This window comes from Qipengyuania sp. SS22, assembly GCF_025736935.1.
Lineage (GTDB): Bacteria > Pseudomonadota > Alphaproteobacteria > Sphingomonadales > Sphingomonadaceae > Qipengyuania.
Genome location: NZ_CP107048.1, coordinates 1133311 through 1149146, shown reverse-complemented (window position 1 = coordinate 1149146; position 15836 = coordinate 1133311). Strand labels below are relative to the sequence as shown.

The 15836-nt window shown below is 64.1% G+C and carries 18 protein-coding genes; 12 read left to right on the top strand and 6 right to left on the bottom strand.

Annotation, left to right across the window (positions count from 1 at the left end; all coding sequences use genetic code 11):
• The first annotated feature begins 18 nt into the window (after window positions 1-18).
• The 10 genes from N6L26_RS05585 to N6L26_RS05540 all read left to right on the top strand — a co-directional run bounded on the left by N6L26_RS05585 (window position 19) and on the right by N6L26_RS05540 (window position 8952).
• Window positions 19-1044: an aspartate-semialdehyde dehydrogenase gene (locus N6L26_RS05585; RefSeq protein WP_263607057.1), complete on the top strand. Its 1026-nt coding sequence runs from the start codon at window positions 19-21 to the stop codon at window positions 1042-1044.
• Entirely contained in the window at window positions 1041-1598 is a 558-nt protein-coding gene (locus N6L26_RS05580; protein ID WP_263607056.1) for a hypothetical protein, read from the top strand. The genes N6L26_RS05585 and N6L26_RS05580 overlap by 4 nt, the downstream gene beginning before the upstream one ends.
• A 98-nt stretch (window positions 1599-1696) precedes the next feature.
• Window positions 1697-2344: a 2-hydroxychromene-2-carboxylate isomerase gene (locus N6L26_RS05575; RefSeq protein WP_263607055.1), complete on the top strand. Its 648-nt coding sequence runs from the start codon at window positions 1697-1699 to the stop codon at window positions 2342-2344.
• The gene (locus tag N6L26_RS05570; RefSeq protein WP_263607054.1) at window positions 2341-3096 is read left to right on the top strand and encodes an alpha/beta fold hydrolase; all 756 of its coding nucleotides are present in this window, start codon (window positions 2341-2343) and stop codon (window positions 3094-3096) included. The genes N6L26_RS05575 and N6L26_RS05570 overlap by 4 nt, the downstream gene beginning before the upstream one ends.
• Window positions 3093-3611 (top strand): hypothetical protein, encoded by a 519-nt coding sequence (locus N6L26_RS05565; protein ID WP_263607053.1) that lies wholly within the window; start codon window positions 3093-3095, stop codon window positions 3609-3611. The genes N6L26_RS05570 and N6L26_RS05565 overlap by 4 nt, the downstream gene beginning before the upstream one ends.
• A 69-nt stretch (window positions 3612-3680) precedes the next feature.
• Window positions 3681-5528 carry a M2 family metallopeptidase gene (locus tag N6L26_RS05560; RefSeq protein WP_263607052.1) on the top strand — a complete coding sequence of 616 codons (1848 nt, stop codon included), beginning with the start codon at window positions 3681-3683 and terminating at the stop codon, window positions 5526-5528.
• On the top strand, window positions 5522-6538 hold the full coding sequence (locus tag N6L26_RS05555) for a YncE family protein (RefSeq protein ID WP_263607051.1): 1017 nt from the start codon (window positions 5522-5524) through the stop codon (window positions 6536-6538). The genes N6L26_RS05560 and N6L26_RS05555 overlap by 7 nt, the downstream gene beginning before the upstream one ends.
• Entirely contained in the window at window positions 6535-6999 is a 465-nt protein-coding gene (locus tag N6L26_RS05550) for an ATP-dependent zinc protease (RefSeq protein ID WP_263607050.1), read from the top strand. The genes N6L26_RS05555 and N6L26_RS05550 overlap by 4 nt, the downstream gene beginning before the upstream one ends.
• A gap of 10 nt (window positions 7000-7009) precedes the next feature.
• On the top strand, window positions 7010-7915 hold the full coding sequence (gene rimK / locus N6L26_RS05545) for a 30S ribosomal protein S6--L-glutamate ligase (RefSeq protein WP_263607049.1): 906 nt from the start codon (window positions 7010-7012) through the stop codon (window positions 7913-7915).
• 71 nt (window positions 7916-7986) lie between these two features.
• Window positions 7987-8952: a sensor histidine kinase gene (locus N6L26_RS05540; protein ID WP_263607048.1), complete on the top strand. Its 966-nt coding sequence runs from the start codon at window positions 7987-7989 to the stop codon at window positions 8950-8952.
• A gap of 13 nt (window positions 8953-8965) precedes the next feature.
• On the opposite strand, the gene N6L26_RS05535 is transcribed toward N6L26_RS05540, so the two are convergent.
• The 5 genes from N6L26_RS05535 to rpsF all read right to left on the bottom strand — a co-directional run bounded on the left by N6L26_RS05535 (window position 8966) and on the right by rpsF (window position 12608).
• Window positions 8966-9739 carry an SDR family NAD(P)-dependent oxidoreductase gene (locus tag N6L26_RS05535; RefSeq protein ID WP_263607047.1) on the bottom strand — a complete coding sequence of 258 codons (774 nt, stop codon included), beginning with the start codon at window positions 9737-9739 and terminating at the stop codon, window positions 8966-8968.
• Between the two features lie 28 nt (window positions 9740-9767).
• Entirely contained in the window at window positions 9768-11207 is a 1440-nt protein-coding gene (locus tag N6L26_RS05530; RefSeq protein ID WP_263607046.1) for an AMP nucleosidase, read from the bottom strand.
• A 132-nt stretch (window positions 11208-11339) separates the two neighbouring features.
• Window positions 11340-12008, bottom strand: a complete 669-nt coding sequence (rplI, locus tag N6L26_RS05525) for a 50S ribosomal protein L9 (RefSeq protein ID WP_263607045.1) — start codon at window positions 12006-12008, stop codon at window positions 11340-11342.
• A gap of 10 nt (window positions 12009-12018) precedes the next feature.
• The gene (gene rpsR, locus N6L26_RS05520; RefSeq protein WP_094062939.1) at window positions 12019-12243 is read right to left on the bottom strand and encodes a 30S ribosomal protein S18; all 225 of its coding nucleotides are present in this window, start codon (window positions 12241-12243) and stop codon (window positions 12019-12021) included.
• Window positions 12243-12608, bottom strand: coding sequence for a 30S ribosomal protein S6 (gene rpsF, locus N6L26_RS05515; RefSeq protein WP_263607044.1), 366 nt, complete (start codon window positions 12606-12608; stop codon window positions 12243-12245). The genes rpsR and rpsF overlap by 1 nt, the downstream gene beginning before the upstream one ends.
• Window positions 12609-12823: 215 nt before the next feature.
• Here rpsF and N6L26_RS05510 point away from each other — a divergent pair, with 215 nt between their 5' ends.
• Both N6L26_RS05510 and N6L26_RS05505 read left to right on the top strand, forming a co-directional pair.
• The gene (locus tag N6L26_RS05510; protein WP_263607043.1) at window positions 12824-13774 is read left to right on the top strand and encodes a DUF808 domain-containing protein; all 951 of its coding nucleotides are present in this window, start codon (window positions 12824-12826) and stop codon (window positions 13772-13774) included.
• On the top strand, window positions 13767-14405 hold the full coding sequence (locus N6L26_RS05505; protein ID WP_263607042.1) for a glutathione S-transferase family protein: 639 nt from the start codon (window positions 13767-13769) through the stop codon (window positions 14403-14405). The genes N6L26_RS05510 and N6L26_RS05505 overlap by 8 nt, the downstream gene beginning before the upstream one ends.
• On the opposite strand, the gene N6L26_RS05500 is transcribed toward N6L26_RS05505, so the two are convergent.
• Window positions 14402-15829, bottom strand: coding sequence for a glutamate ligase domain-containing protein (locus tag N6L26_RS05500; protein ID WP_263607041.1), 1428 nt, complete (start codon window positions 15827-15829; stop codon window positions 14402-14404). The two genes, N6L26_RS05505 and N6L26_RS05500, sit on opposite strands and share 4 nt — an antisense overlap.
• Window positions 15830-15836: the final 7 nt, after the last annotated feature.

Sequence of the window (15836 nt, the reverse complement as noted above, 5' to 3'; positions counted from 1 at the left end):
AGATACTGGAGACGTAATTTGGGTTATCGTGTTGCCGTGGTCGGCGCGACCGGGAATGTCGGGCGCGAAATCATGCAGGTCCTCGCCGAGCGCGGGTTCCCCTGCGACGAGGTGGCGGCGGTCGCCAGCTCGCGTTCGCATGGCACCGAGGTCGAATTCGGTGACACGGGCAAGATGCTCAAATGCAAGAATATCGAGCATTTCGACTGGGCCGGCTGGGACATCGCGCTGTTCGCTGCGGGCAGCGGTCCGGCCAAGGAATTCGCCCCCAAGGCGGCGGCCGCGGGCTGCGTGGTGATCGACAACAGCTCGCTCTACCGCATGGACCCCGACGTGCCGCTGATCGTACCCGAGGTGAACCCCGAGGCGATCCACGATTATGCCAAGCGCAATATCATCGCCAATCCGAACTGCTCGACCGCGCAACTGGTCGTGGCGCTCAAGCCGCTGCACGATGCCGCCACGATCAAGCGCGTCGTCGTCTCGACCTACCAGTCGGTTTCGGGCGCGGGGAAGGCGGGCATGGACGAGCTGTTCCAGCAGAGCCGGGCGATCTTCGTCGGCGACCAGGTCGAACCGGTGAAGTTCACCAAGCAGATCGCGTTCAACGTGATCCCGCATATCGATGTCTTCCTCGACGATGGATCGACCAAGGAAGAATGGAAGATGGTGGTCGAGACCAAGAAAATCCTCGATCCGAAGATCAAGCTCACCGCGACCTGCGTGCGCGTGCCGGTCTTCGTCGGGCATTCCGAAGCCGTCAGCATCGAGTTCGAGAACGAGATTTCCGCTGCCGAGGCGCAGGACATCCTGCGTGAAGCGCCGGGCTGCATGCTGGTCGATAAGCGCGAGGACGGCGGCTATATCACCGCGGTCGAGGCCGCGGGCGACAGCGCGACCTATATCAGCCGCGTGCGCGAGGATCCGACAGTCGAAAACGGCCTCAACCTGTGGTGCGTATCCGACAATCTGCGCAAGGGTGCCGCGCTCAACGCAGTGCAGATCGCCGAGCTGCTGGGCCGCGAATGCCTCAAGAAGGGATGATCCGCGGCGCACTCCTGCTCGCCCTGCCGCTGGCGCTGGCCGCCTGCGGGCAGTCCGAACCCGCGCCCGAGCCGGTTGAAACCGCGTCGTCTGCTGCGACGGTCGATCTCAGCGATGTTGCGATCGTCGTCGATGCCAATGGTCTGGGCGCGAAAGGCGAGGAACCGCTGCGGTTCGGCGCACCGCGGGCCGAGGTCGACGAGGCGATCGCGGCGGCCTTCGGCGCTGCGCCTGCAACCTCGAGCAACGAGGAATGCGGGGCGGGGCCGATGGAGTTCAGCCAGTTCGGCGCGCTCCAGATCGCCTATATGGACGGCAACTTCGCCGGCTGGTTCCTGCGCGAGGGCGAGGGCATGGCCACGTCGGATGGCGTGCGTCCGGGTGAGACCACCTTTGCGGGACTCAAGCGCGACCGGGAAGTTCGCGAACTCGACACCACGCTGCCGGGCGAATTCCAGTATACCACTGCGGATTACGGCACGATCACCGGCTTTGCCGAGGATGGCGAGACGGTCACCGCGTTGCAGGCGGGGATAAGCTGCTTCTTCCGCTGAGCGTCATCCCGGGGCAAGCCGGGGTCTTTATCTATCTGACGCAACGCAGATAGCGGTCCCGGCTTTCGCCGAGACGACGGAGATGTATAAGTCTCTGCATGACCCTTACTGCCGAGCTCTATTTCAGCTTCCGTTCGCCCTACAGCTACCTTTCGGTCGGCCGCTATCGCGCCATGGCCGAGCAATACGATCTCGAGATCGCGCTGCGCCCGGTCTGGCCGCTGGCGATCCGCGAGCCCGATTTCTTCGAGCGCAACCATCCCAACTGGCTGGCCTATACGCTGCGCGACATGATGCGCGTGGCGCAGTTCCACGGCATTGCCTTCGGCCCGCCGCGTCCCGATCCGATCGTGCAGGATGCCGCGACGCGCAAAATCGCCGCCGAGCAGCCCTATATCCGCCGTGTCACGCGGATGGGCCAGGCTGCTGCGCGGCGCGGCAAGGGCCTCGTGTTCGCGCATGAGGCAGGCCAGCTAATCTGGGGCGGGCAGGAGAACTGGCACGAGGGTAACCACCTTGCCGGCGCGCTCGAACGCGCCGGGCTCGACGCGGCTGAGATCGAACAGGAAGTCGGCGCAAGGTCCGATGACCTCGATGCCGAAATCGCCGCCAATCAGGCTGCGCTCGAAACCGCTGGCCATTGGGGCGTGCCGACGCTGGTGTTCGAAGGCGAACCGTTCTTCGGCCAGGACCGCATCGAAATGGCGCAGTGGCGCATGGAGCAGAGGGGGCTGGCGAAGCGATGACCACCGAATTCTTCGACAGTTTCGACGGAACGCGGCTGGCCTTCTATCGTCATGGTGCGGGACGCCCTTTCATCCTGCTCCACGGGCTGTTTTCCAGCGCGCAGATGAACTGGATCAAATGGGGCCACCACGAAGCGATTGCCGCGCAGGGCCGTGAAGTAGTGATGCTCGACTTTCGCGTGCATGGGGAGAGCGATGCGCCGCATGATTCCGAAAGCTATCCGAGCAATGTGCTGGTCCGCGATGTGGCCGCGCTGGTCGATCACCTCGGGCTCGACGACTATGACCTTGGCGGGTTTTCGCTCGGCGCGCGCACATCGCTGCACGGTGTGGCGCACGGCGTGCTGACGCCTGCGCATCTGGTCATTGGCGGCATGGGCACCGCGGGGCTGGGCGAATGGCAGCGCCGCGCGGCAAAGTTCAAGCGGGTGATCGACGAATTCGATGCCATCCCCAAGGGCGACCCGGACTATTTCTCGATGCAGTTCCTCAAATCGCAGGGGGTCGACCGCGTCGCGGCGCGGCTGCTGCTCGACACCATGCCCGATCTCGATCTCGCCCTGCTCGACAATATCACCATGCCCACGCTGGTGGTCTGCGGTGACGAGGACCGCGACAATGGCTCGGCCGCCGATCTGGCGAAGCTGTTGCCCGACGCCAACTTCGTCGAAGTACCGGGGACGCATATGAGCAGCGTGACCAAGCCCGATCTGGGGCGCGCGATCGCCGATTGGCTGGGAGACAAGGCGTGAGCAGCACGCGCGCCGAATTGGGTTGGTGGATGTGGGGGCTCGTGGCCTTTGCCGTGGTAGTCGCGCTCAGTCTCGCAGTCACCGCGCCCGCAGATGTGACGCTTGGCATCGCCGAACACCAGGCGGCCGCGACGGCCGCACGGGTCGATGAAATCCATGCGCAATGGCACGCGGGCGGCGTGCGACCACTGGCGATTTTCGCCGTGATCGGCGATCTCGTGTTCATTGCCATCTATGGCTGGGGCAGCTGGATCGCCGGGCGCAGCTTCCTGCCGATGGGCGGAATTCTCCGGATCATCGGTGCGATCGTGGCCGCATCTGCGGTGGTATTCGTGCTGACCGACTATACCGAAACACTGCTGCAACTGGTGCAATTGCTGCGTGATCAGGGGTCGGATCAGTCGGCGGGGATCGCGGCCACCGCGCGACCGGTGAAGGTTGCGGCGTGGATCGTCACCTTCTTCGGCGTGATCGCGGGATGGCTCATCCATCGCTTTGCCGCGCCAACCGCTTGATTAAGCTGCGCGGCAGGTGCAATCCGGTAGCACGTGAAACCACATCATTCCGATCCTGAGAGGACCCGCATGAAATTCGCATCCGTCGCGCTCTCCGCGCTTGCCGTCTCGCTCGCCACCCCGGCCTTGGCCGATCACCATGCGGAGACATCCGAAGCGGCCGTCTCCGCCTATCCGATGACGCCGCAGGGCGCCGCCGACTGGGTTGCGATGGTCGAGCAGGACATGTTCGATTTCTCGGTCGAATACGGCCGAGTGCTGTGGCTCAACAACACCTATATCGTTCACGACAGCAACCAGCTGGCGGCAAAATACGGCGCGCAGGCGACCGAGAAATCGGTGACCTATGCCAATGAGGCAGCGCAATACGCGCGTGTCGCGGGGCTCGATCCCGAAGTCGCGCGCAAGCTCGACATCCTGCGCAATGGCATCGTCATGCCCGCGCCGGTTCGCGACGGCGCGGCAACCGAACTCAACGAAATCGCCACCAAGCTCGGCGCGGCCTACGGCCAAGGCACGGGCACGCTCAATGGCGAGGAAATCAACGGCAGCGATATCGAGGCCGAGATGGGCAATCTCGACCGTACGCCTGCCGAACTCGCCGAGATGTGGACCAGCTGGCACGACAATGTCGGTGCGCCCATGCGCGGGGATTACCAGCGTATGATCGCCATCGCCAACGAGGGCTCGAAAGATCTGGGCTTTGCCGATCTGGGAGCGATGTGGCGCTCCAACTACGACATGGACCCCGACCAGTTTGCCGGTGAGACCGAGCGGATGTGGCAGGAAGTGAAGCCGCTCTACATGGCGCTGCACACCTATGTTCGCAGCAAGCTCAACGAGAAATACGGCGACGATGTCCAGCCCGCCACGGGGGCGATCCGCGCCGACCTGCTCGGCAATATGTGGGCGCAGGAATGGGGCAATATCTACCCGCTGGTCGCGCCCGAAGGGGCGGGCGACATCGGGTACGACCTCACCGACCTGATCACCGCCAAGGGACTCGACGAAATTCAGATGGTCCGCACCGGCGAACAGTTCTTCTCCTCGCTCGGCTTCGATCCGCTGCCGGGCACGTTCTGGGAACGCAGCCAGTTCGTGAAGCCGCAGGACCGCGACGTGGTCTGCCACGCCAGCGCCTGGGACGTCGACAATGTCGACGATCTGCGCATCAAGATGTGCATCAAGAAGAACGCTGACGATTTCGTCACCATCCATCACGAGCTCGGCCACAATTACTACCAGCGCGCCTATAACCAGCAGGACTATCTGCACCTCAACGGCGCCAACGACGGCTTCCACGAGGCAATCGGCGACATGATCGCGCTGTCGATCACGCCCGAATACCTCGTCCAGATCGACATGCTCGACGAGGCCGACGTGCCGAGCGCCGACAAGGATATCGGCCTGCTGCTGCGTCAGGCGATGGACAAGGTTGCCTTCCTGCCCTTCGGCCTGATGGTCGACCGTTATCGCTGGCAGCTGTTCGACGGGTCGATCCCGGCCGACCAGCTCAACACCGGCTGGAATGCGCTGCGGCTGGAATATCAGGGCATCACCCCGCCGGTCGCGCGCGATGAAAGCGGGTTCGATGCGGGCGCGAAGTACCACATTCCGGGCAATGTGCCCTACACGCGCTATTTCCTCGCGCGGATCCTGCAGTTCCAGTTCTACAAGGCCGCATGCGACCAGGCGGGCTGGGACGGGCCGCTGCACCGCTGTTCGTTCTACGGCAATGAGGAAGTCGGCAAGAACCTCGACGCGATGCTCGAAATGGGCGCCAGCAAGCCGTGGCCCGACGCGCTCGAAGCCTTCACCGGCGAGCGCCAGATGAGCGGCGCGGCGATGGTCGAGTATTTTGCCCCGCTCAAGGCGTGGCTCGACGAGCAGAACGCGGGCCAGACCGAAGGGTGGTAAGCCGCTTCGCCCCGCTCCTTGCCCTTCCGCTGGCGGTCGCCTGTGCGCCCGTCGCGGGGGGCGGGGATGCCGCGTCACTGCCCACCGCTGCGGATGTCGATGGCGCGCTGTTCGTGGCGGGCAAGTTCGGCAATACGCTGTCAAAGGTCGATCTGAAGAGCGGCGCGGTGGTCGCTTCGGTCGCCAGCTGTACCAATCCGCATGAACTGGCGACATCGCCCGACGCGGCACATGTCGCGCTGGCTTGCTATGGCGGGCAGACACTCGATATTTTCCGCACGGTGGATCTCGAACGTGTCGCAAGCATCGATCTGGGAGAGAATGCGCGCCCGCACGGCGTCGTCTGGCATGCCAATGGCGATCTCTACGCGACCGCCGAAGGGCGCGGCTCGATCTTCTGGGTTCGCGACCCGCTGGGCGCGGCGCAAACCTTCGAATACGCCTCCGGCCAGCAGGGCACGCATATGCTTGCCGTCGCGCCCGACGCACTGCATGCCTGGACGACCAATTTGGGGTCGCGCACGGTCAGCCTGATTGACCTCAAGACCCGGCGCGCGCCGCGCTCTGTCGAGGTAGGCGAGGAACCCGAAGGCATCTGGCTGTCTGCCGAAGGGGACACGCTGTGGGTATCCGCGCGCGGTTCCAACGCTGCCTTCGCGCTCGACCCGCACACGCTGGCGATCCGCCAGCGTGTCGAAACAGGTGCGTTCCCCTTGCGGATCACGCTGCGTCCGCAGGGCGATTACGCGGTGACCTCGGACCTCGCCGATGGCGGGCTGAGCGTGATCGATACCGCCAGCGGCGAAGTCGTGCGCAGCATTGCCGTGTCGAGCCCCGCAGAGGCGGAGGCGCGCACGCAGGTCACGATCCTGTTTTCGCCCGGTGGAGAGCGGCTCTATGTCGCCGAAACCACCGCCAATACGATCGCCGAAGTCGATTTCGCCAGCGGCGAAGTGCTGCGTCGGTTGCCCGGCGAAGGCGGCGGCGACGGGATCGCGATCATCGAATGAGCCTGAAACGCAACGCGTTGCCCGTCGTCGGCTGGCGCGAGCTGGTCCACCTGCCACAATTGGGGCTGCACGCCATGCCGGCCAAGATCGATACCGGCGCGCGAACGTCCTCGCTGCACGGTACGGTGCTTGAGGAATTCGAACGCGACGGCGAGAATTTCGTCCGCTTTGCGGTCGATTTCGAACAGCAGCATGTGCGCCAGGTATGCGAGGCGGTGCATGTCGATATCCGCGGCATCACCAGCTCGAATGGCGAAACCCAGCGGCGCTATGTCATCAAGACACCGCTGCGGATCGGCGATCTGGAGTTCCGCGCCGAAATCAGCCTCGCCGACCGCCGGGATATGAAATTCCCGATGCTGATCGGCCGTTCGTCGCTGCGTCGGCGTTTTGTAGTCGACAGCGGCTATTCCTGGTTGCAGACGCCCGAGCGCAAAACGACGAAGGGGCACAAGCCCTGAGGAGCTCACGATGAAGATCGCCATGCTGGCGCGGAACGCCAATCTCTATTCGCACCAGCGCCTGCAACAGGCGGCGGAGGAACGCGGTCACCAGCTCGACATCCTCAATACGCTGCGCTGCACGGTGCATATCGCCAGCCACAAGCCCGAAGTGTTCTACAATGGCGAGCCCTGCATCGGCTACGATGCGGTGATCCCGCGCATTGGCGCTTCGATCACCAATTACGGCCTCGCGATCCTGCGCCAGTTCGAGATGCGCGGTTGCTGGCCGCTCAATGAAAGCGTGGCGATCGGGCGCAGCCGCGACAAGCTGCGCAGCATGCAGATCCTCGCCAAGCATGGGCTCGGCCTGCCGCTGACCGCCTATGCCAACGACCCCAAGGCAGCGGAGGAGATCATCAAGGCGGTCAAGGGGCCGCCGGTGGTGATCAAGCTGCTCGAAGGCACGCAGGGCATCGGGGTGGTGCTTGCCGAAACCATGAGCAGCGCCAAATCGGTGATCGAGGCGTTTCGCGGCGCGAACGTCAACATCCTGGTGCAGGAGTTCATCAAGGAAGCGGGCGGCACCGATATTCGCGCGCTGGTGGTCGGCGGCAAGGTGGTCGCGGCGATGAAGCGCACCGGCGCGCCCGACGATTTCCGTAGCAATCTGCACCGCGGCGGCAGCGCGCAGCTGATCAAGATTACCCCCGAGGAACGCAGCACCGCCGTCCGTGCGGCGGGCCGCATGGGCCTCAATGTCTGCGGCGTCGACATGCTGCGGTCCAATCACGGCCCGGTGATCATGGAAGTCAATTCCTCGCCGGGGCTCGAAGGGATCGAAAATGCGACCGGCAAGGATATTGCCGGGATGATCATCGAATTCATCGAGAAACGCGCCAAGGACGGGAAGACCAAGACCAAGGGGCAGGGCTGATCTTCCCCCGTGCGCTGGCCGGCGTACGAAAAATATCTTGGCACTCACTCCGTAGCGGATAGGTTTGGCGCATGTCCGAGTTAGAGCACCTCGCCGAATCGTCGCTCGATCATCTCCGGCTGGTCCTCGCCGCCGGGAAGATCGGCATTTGGGAACTCGACCTGGAATCCGGCCAGGTATGGCGCAACACCCGCCATGACGAAATTTTCGGCTATGACGAATTGCTTCCCGAATGGACCTATGAACAGTTCCTCGATCATGTGATCCCGGCAGATCGCAGCGACGTCGACGACCGCCAGGGCGAAGCGCTCGAACGCGTCGAGGACTGGATTTTCGAATGCCGCATTACCCGCGCCGACGGCGAGGAACGCTGGATCAGTGCGGCGGGGCGCCCACTGGTGGTGAGCGGCATTCCCACCAAGATCATCGGCCATGTTATCGATATCACCGATACCAAGCGCAACGAGACGCGGCTGGAAACCCTCACTTCCGAACTCAACCACCGCGTGCGCAACATGCTTGCGACGATCCGCGCGATGATTTCGATGTCGGCGCGCAAGGCGACCGATGTCGGCCGCTTTGGCAAGGCGCTGGAGGGCCGCGTCGCCGCCTTGTCGCGCACGCATGACCTGCTGGTGGACAATGCCGACCAGCTGTTCAGTCCGCGCACGATCATCGAAGGCGAACTTGCAGCGTTCGCGGATGTCGCGGACCGGGTGACGCTCGAAGTGAGCGGCAGGCCGCGGCTGAAGGGCAATATCGCCGAGGGCTTCACGCTGGTTGTGCACGAGCTCCTGACCAATGCCATCGCCCATGGCGCGCTCGCCAGCCCCGCAGGACGCGTGGCGATGGATATCGAGAAAACTGCTGGCGGGATGCAGCTGGTCTGGGAAGAAAGCGGCGGTCCTCCGGTCGAGGCGGACATTCAGCCCGGCTTTGGCACCCGCATGATGTCGATCGTGCTCGGCGGCACCGGACAGGTCGAGTTCGACTACCGTCCCGAGGGGCTGCGCTGCGTGGTCCAGATCACCCGCTGAGACTGCGTAGGCCTCAGGCGTTGCGCGCCATCAACCCGCCATCGACCGGGATCACCGTTCCGGTGATATAGCTCGCCGCGGGCAGCACCAGCGACAACGTCATATGCGCGACTTCTTCGGGTTCACCATACCGTTTGAGCGCGGTGCGGCGCTTGGCGTAGATGGTCTTGTGTTCGTCGGGCACGGCATCGGTCATCGCGGTGCGGATCGGGCCGGGGCAGATGCAGTTGACGGTAATACCCTCCGGCCCGAGATCGACTGCGAGACCGCGGGTGAGGCCGGTTACCCCCGTCTTGGCGGCGACATAGGGCGTGTCGCCGGGTGTCGCGCCGAGCCCTTCGGTGCTGGCGATATTGACGATCCGCGCGGCATCGCTGGCGCGCAGATACGGCAGGGCGGCGCGGACCATGCGTTGATGCGCGGTCAGCATGACCGCCAGCGCGCGGTGCCAGACCTCCTCATAGGCATCGCCGTCATCGAGCGGGGCAAAGCTCGACACCCCGGCGTTGTTGACGAGAATATCGATCCGCCCGAAATCCGCCGAGATCTGCGCAACGGTACCGGCGATTGCCTCCTTGTCCGCCACGTCGAGCGCGTAGGCACGCGCGCCATTGCCGCATTCTGCCGCCCGTTTTTCGCACGCCGCCATATCGAGGTCGGTCACTGCCACCTGCGCCCCTTCGGCTGCGAACAGCCTGGCGGTGGCGGCGCCCATGCCGCTCGCGGCGCCGGTCACGATTGCCACCCGGCCCGCGATCGAGCGCGAGCGGTCCACTGTCTCGGTCATGCAATCTCTCCCCTTGCCGGGGGCTAGTTTACCTGAACGGAGGTTCGTTGAAAGCGCGCAGTTTGCGGCTGTGGAGGCGCGGGCCTTCCGCCTTGAGCAGCTTGCACGCGGTCACGCCGATCTGGAGATGCGCCGCGATGGCTTCCTCGTAGAAGGCATTGGCCTGGCCCGGCAGCTTGATCTCGCCGTGCAGCGGCTTGTCCGATACGCACAGCAGCGTGCCGTAGGGTACGCGGAAGCGGTATCCCTGGCCGGCGATGGTCGCGCTTTCCATATCGACGCCGACCGCGCGGCTCAGGCTCATGCGATGCGCAGAACTGGTATAACGCAGTTCCCAGTTGCGATCGTCGGTAGTGACCACGGTGCCCGTGCGCATGCGCCGCTTGAGGTCGGCGCCATGCGTTCCCGAAACCTCTTGCGCGGCACCCGCCAGCGCCTGCTGGACCTCGGCAATCGCTGGGAGGGGGATTTCCGGCGGCAGCACCGAATCGAGCACGTGGTCATCGCGCAGATACGCATGGGCGAGGACGTAATCGCCAATCTTCTGGCTTGGACGCAGGCCGCCGCAATGGCCGATCATTAGCCACGCTTCGGGACGTAGCACCGCGAGATGGTCGCAGATCGTCTTCGCATTGCTCGGGCCGACGCCGATATTGACCAGCGTGATGCCTTCGCGGTTGGGGCCGACCAGGTGATAGGCGGGCATCTGGTGCCGGCGCCATGCAGTGTCGGACAATTGCGCGCGGGCGTTGTCGGTCTGCTCGGTCAGCATCATGCCGCCCGCACCAGCCAGCGCGGTATAGCCGTCCTTGCCGAGCTGCGAACCAGCCCAGTCAACAAATTCATCGACATAACGGTGATAGTTGGTGAACAGGATGAAGCGCTGGAAATGCTCGGTACTGGTACCGGTGTAATGCGCGAGCCGCGCGAGACTGAAATCGGTCCGCAAGCCGTCGAACAGTGACAGCGGGATGGGATCGTCGGCATTCTCGAGCATGATCCCGTCGGCCAGCTCGTCGCCGATATCGGCGAGCTCGGTCGAGGGGAAATGCCGCGCGATGAGATTGGGGTCGACGCCGACCAATTCCGCACCGGCCTGGCCGTCGAGGACATAGGGGAAGGGGATTTCCTGCTTCGACGAGCCGACTTCGATTTCGACTTCGTAATTCTCGTCGATCAGTTCGAGCTGCTCGCGCAGGTAATCGCGGAACAGCGCGGGTCGGGTGACGGTGGTAGTGTAGAGGCCCGGCGCGTTGAGCCGTCCAAAGGCGCGGTTGCGATCCTCGGGCTGGTCGCCACCGCGAAACCGCAGCCGCAGTTCGGGATAGGCATAGCTGCCGTCGCTGCGCCGTTCGGGGGCGGGTATCTCACGCTCGCGGCCGAATGCGATCACGTCCTCGCGCAGCCGTTCCACCGCGGCGTCATAGATCTTTTCAAGCCGGTCGAGGGTCTGTTCGATCGATTCCATGGGCGTTCCTCCTGCCTCTTGTTGTTTTCGCTTTCGCGTCTCGTGCCTGCACATAGGGTGTGCGGGCGCTACTTACAAAAAGGGCGCGGTGACCGAAGCCGCCGCGCCCTGTTTTGATCGTGATCGCGGGGATCAGCCTTCGTCGCCGTCCGGCGCCGTGGCTTCGATCTTCGCTTCGGTCTCGCTCACGCCGTCTTCGGTGCTGACACCGTCTTCGAGCATGTCGGCGGGGATTTCACCCGGCTCGAGTGTCGGGTCGGTCCGGTTGGCTTCGGCAGCTTCTTCGATCTCGCGCTGTTCGTCTTCGAACATCTGCGCCATCACGTCGATGCCCTGGCTCTGCAGTTCGGCTTCGTCGTCGCTGCGGGCGACATTGGCCTTCACCGTGACCGAGACTTCGGGGTGAAGATCGATGCGGACTTCATGCATGCCGATCGCCTTGATCGGATCACCCATGATGACCTGCTTCTTGTCGATCTCGTGGCCCTTTTCGCCCAGCGATGCAGCGATGTCGCGCACGTTGACCGAGCCGTAGAGCTGGCCGGTGTTCGATGCCGCGCGGAGCAGGACGATTTCCTCGCCCTGGACCTTTTCGCCAGCCTTCTCGGCTTCGCCGCGACGTTCCGCATTTTCCTTTTCCAGGCGGTCGCGGTTCGCTTCGAAGACCTTCTTGTTCGACTCGTTGGCGCGCAGGGCCTTCTTCTGCGGGAGCAGGAAGTTGCGGGCGTAGCCGTCCTTCACGGTGACGACGTCACCGATCGAGCCGAGCTTTTCGATCCTCTGAAGGAGAATGATATCCATGGTTATTCCCCTACTTCACGATGTACGGCAGCAGGCCGATGTGGCGGGCGCGCTTGATGGCCTTGGCCAGTTCACGCTGCTTCTTCGCGCTGACGGCGGTGATGCGGCTGGGGACGATCTTGCCACGCTCGGACATGAAGCCCTGCAGCAGGCGCACATCCTTGTAGTCGATCGCGGGGGCGTTCTTGCCCGAGAAGGGGCAGGACTTGCGGCGGCGGAAAAACGGGCGGGCCATCAGTTACGCTCCTCGCGGTCGCGGCGCTTCTTGGCATCGCGCTCGTTCTTGCGCATCATCACGCTCGGACCTTCTTCGTGCTCTTCGACACGGATGGTCATGTAGCGGATGACGTCTTCATTGATGCGGGTCTGGCGTTCGAGCTCCTGCACGACGGCGCCGGGGCCCTCGATGTTGAGCATCACGAAATGCGCCTTGCGGTTGCGGTCGATCTTGTAGGCGAGGTTCTTGAGGCCCCAGGTCTCCGTCTTGGTGACCTTGCCTTCGTTCTGCTCGACAATTTCGGTAGCGGTGGCGGCGAGCTGGTCGACCTGAGCCTGGCTCAGGTCCTGTCGCGCCAGGAAAACATGCTCGTAATGAGCCATGCCCTTGTCCTTTCACATATGGCCGATCGCTGGCTGATCCGCGGGATTGCGGGGCCCCTCCGGCTTTCTTCGTCATCCCCGAATCCGATATCCGCCGGACCCTAGGGATGCGCGCACATAACGGGATTGGCGGCGAATGCAAGCCAATCTCGGGGCTTGGCAGGGTGGAACCGCGCGGGCAGGGCGGCATTGCATCTGCAACCAAGGAGTATTGCGTGCCCGGTGGATTAGTAGCCCTGCTCGACGACGTTTCGATCATTGCCCGCGCCGCGGCGGCCTCGGCCGACGATATCGGTGTGGCTGCCAGCCGTGCGGGTACGAAAACCGCAGGCGTCGTGATCGACGATGCGGCAGTGACGCCGAGCTATGTCACCGGGCTCAGCCCCGCGCGCGAATTGCCTATCATCTGGAACATTACCAAGGGCAGCTTGAAGAACAAGCTTATCATCCTGCTGCCCGGGGCGCTGTTGCTCAGCTGGCTGTTGCCAAGCGCGATTATCTTCATCCTGATGCTGGGGGGCGGTTACCTCTCCTATGAAGGCGCCGAAAAGGTGATGGAGAAACTGGGCAGTGAAAAACACGGCCTGACGGTGGATGACGAGATCGCCGATCCCGTGGCGTTCGAGAAACAGCGCGTTGCGGGCGCGATCCGCACCGATCTTATCCTGTCGGCGGAAATCATGGCAATCACGCTCAACGAAGTGGCGGCGGAGGATTTCATCGTCCGCGCGGGCGTGCTGGCGATCGTCGGGGTCGCGGTCACGCTGTTCGTCTATGGCGCGGTGGCGCTGATCGTGAAGCTCGATGACATCGGTCTGCACCTGCGCGCGAAGACTTCCGAACTGGCGCAGAGGTTCGGCCAGTTTCTGGTCACCTCGGTCCCCTATCTGCTGACCACGCTGTCCTTTGTGGGCACGATCGCGATGTTGTGGGTCGGCGGCGGGATCATCCTCCACAGTCTGCACGAGCTTGGCCTGCACGGCCCCTCCGACTGGGCGCACGGGGTGCAGCACATGGTCGAGGGCGTTACCGGCGGTCTCTCGGGTATTCTTGGATGGGCAACTTATGCCGGCCTGTCGGCGCTGGCCGGGCTGGGGCTGGGCTTCGTGCTCGCGTTCGTGATCCACAATGTGTTGAAGGTCGGCAAGACCCACGATCATGGCTGAGCGGCCGGTTCTCTACACCTGCGCCGGTTCGCGCGGCCTGCGCGCAACCTGGGCAGCCGAAGAAGCCGGCGTCGATGTCGAGCTGAAACTGTTGCCGTTTCCGCCGCGCTTCACCGCGCCCGACTATCTCGAGACCAATCCGCTGGGCACGGTGCCGATGCTGGTCGAGGGCGATGTGCAGATGACCGAAAGCTGCGCCATCGCGCATTATCTGGCGACCACGGGCAGCGACGCGTCGCTGGTGGTGGCACCGGGAGAGCTGGATTATCCGGCCTATCTCGACTTCACCTATCACGCCGATGCGACGATCACCTTCCCGCAGACGGTCTATATGCGTTTCTCCCTGTTCGAAAAGGACAAGGGCTGGGGCGAGGCGGGTGAGGCCTATGCCAAATGGTTCTGGAAGCGGTTGATCAAGTTGGAGCAGCGCCTTGAAACCCGCGAATTCCTGTGCGCGGATCGCTTCACCGTGGCCGATATCTGTTGCGGTTATGCGCTGATCCTGGCGGGACGGGTCGGACTGGACGAGGGCGTACCGCAATCGCTCAAGGACTACCGCGACCGGCTGACCGCGCGCGAGGGGTATCGCCGTGCAGTGACGCGCGAAGCCGTGGGGCCTGCCGCGATCTAGGGCAGCCGGTCGAACAGGCTGCGCGCGAAACCGCTCAGCGTGTCGTCGCGTGCCCCCATGATCACGATCCGGTCACCGGGCTGGGCGATTTCCGCCAGCCGGTCGCCCACTGCCTCGCGCGTGGGAATGTGTTCCGCATGTCCGCCCGCGTCCTCGATCAGCCGCACGATTCGCTCGCTGCCCTCGCTGCGATCGACCGAACCGCCGAAATAGACCGGATCGCACAGGATCACGCGGTCGCCGTCGTCCAGTTCGTGCGCAAAGGTTTCGGCCAGTTCCTCGCCCATCTGGCGCAAGGGGCCGTAACCATGCGGCTGGAAGAAGGCGAGCACGCGTCCCGGATGCGCCTTGAGCGTGCGCAGCGTGGCGGCGCATTTCTCGGGGTTGTGGCCGAAATCGTCGATCACGGTGATTCCCGAAGCGCTGGTGCCGATAATGTCGAAGCGGCGCGCAAGGCCCGCGAAACCCGCCAGCGCCGCGACCGCCTTGGCCACCGGGATACCCGCAGCAGTTGCACCCGCGATCGCGGCAAGCGCATTGGAGAGGTTGTGGCGTCCGGGCAGGTCGAGCGTCAGCGCATGCTCGCTGCCATCGTGCCGGTCGATGATCAGCGCGGCCTGCCGCATCGGGCCTTCGGCGATCGAACCGGGGACCACGCCGATCTGCGCCTTCTCCTGCTCGATCCCGAAGGTGACGACTTCCTTGGCGTGCGGCAGCAGCGCGAGCGCCTCGGGATCGTCGGCATTGATCACCGCGATGCGGCTGCGCGAAAGATAGTCGCCGAACAGTTGGCGCAGTTCTTCCATGCTCTTGTGGTCGAGGCTGACATTGAGCAGCACGCCCACCGCGGGGCGATATAGCGCGATCGAGCCGTCGCTTTCATCTACCTCGCTGACGAACAGGCTCTGCCCGCCGACCACCGCGCTGGCATAGGGGCGTTCGGGCGAGACGAAGTTCTTCATCACCGCGCCGTTCATGATCGTCGGCTCGCGCCCGCAGGCGTGCAGGATCCAGCCAAGCATGCCGGTCACGGTCGACTTGCCGCTGGTCCCGGCCACCGCCAGCCCCGCGCCGCTGGTGTTGAACAGGATCGAATTGAGCTCGGCGCGCGTCAGCCGCAGGCAGCCCAGTTCCTTGGCGCGCTTGGCATCGGGCACCGTATCCTCGACTGCGGCGCTGGCGACGAGGATCTGCTCGGCCGAGACGATCCCGCTGCCGTCCTGCGGATGCAGCATAAAACCCTGTTGTTCGAGCGCGGCGAATTTGTCGGGCGTGCGCCTCTGGTCGTGGCTGCGATCCGATCCCTCGACCGTGCAGCCGCGACCTTTCAGGATCTGCGCCAGCGGCAGCATTCCCGATCCGCCGATCCCGCAGAAGAAGAAGGGGCGGGCGAACAATTCGTCTGGAGTGGGCATATCGCTCATGGCGGTG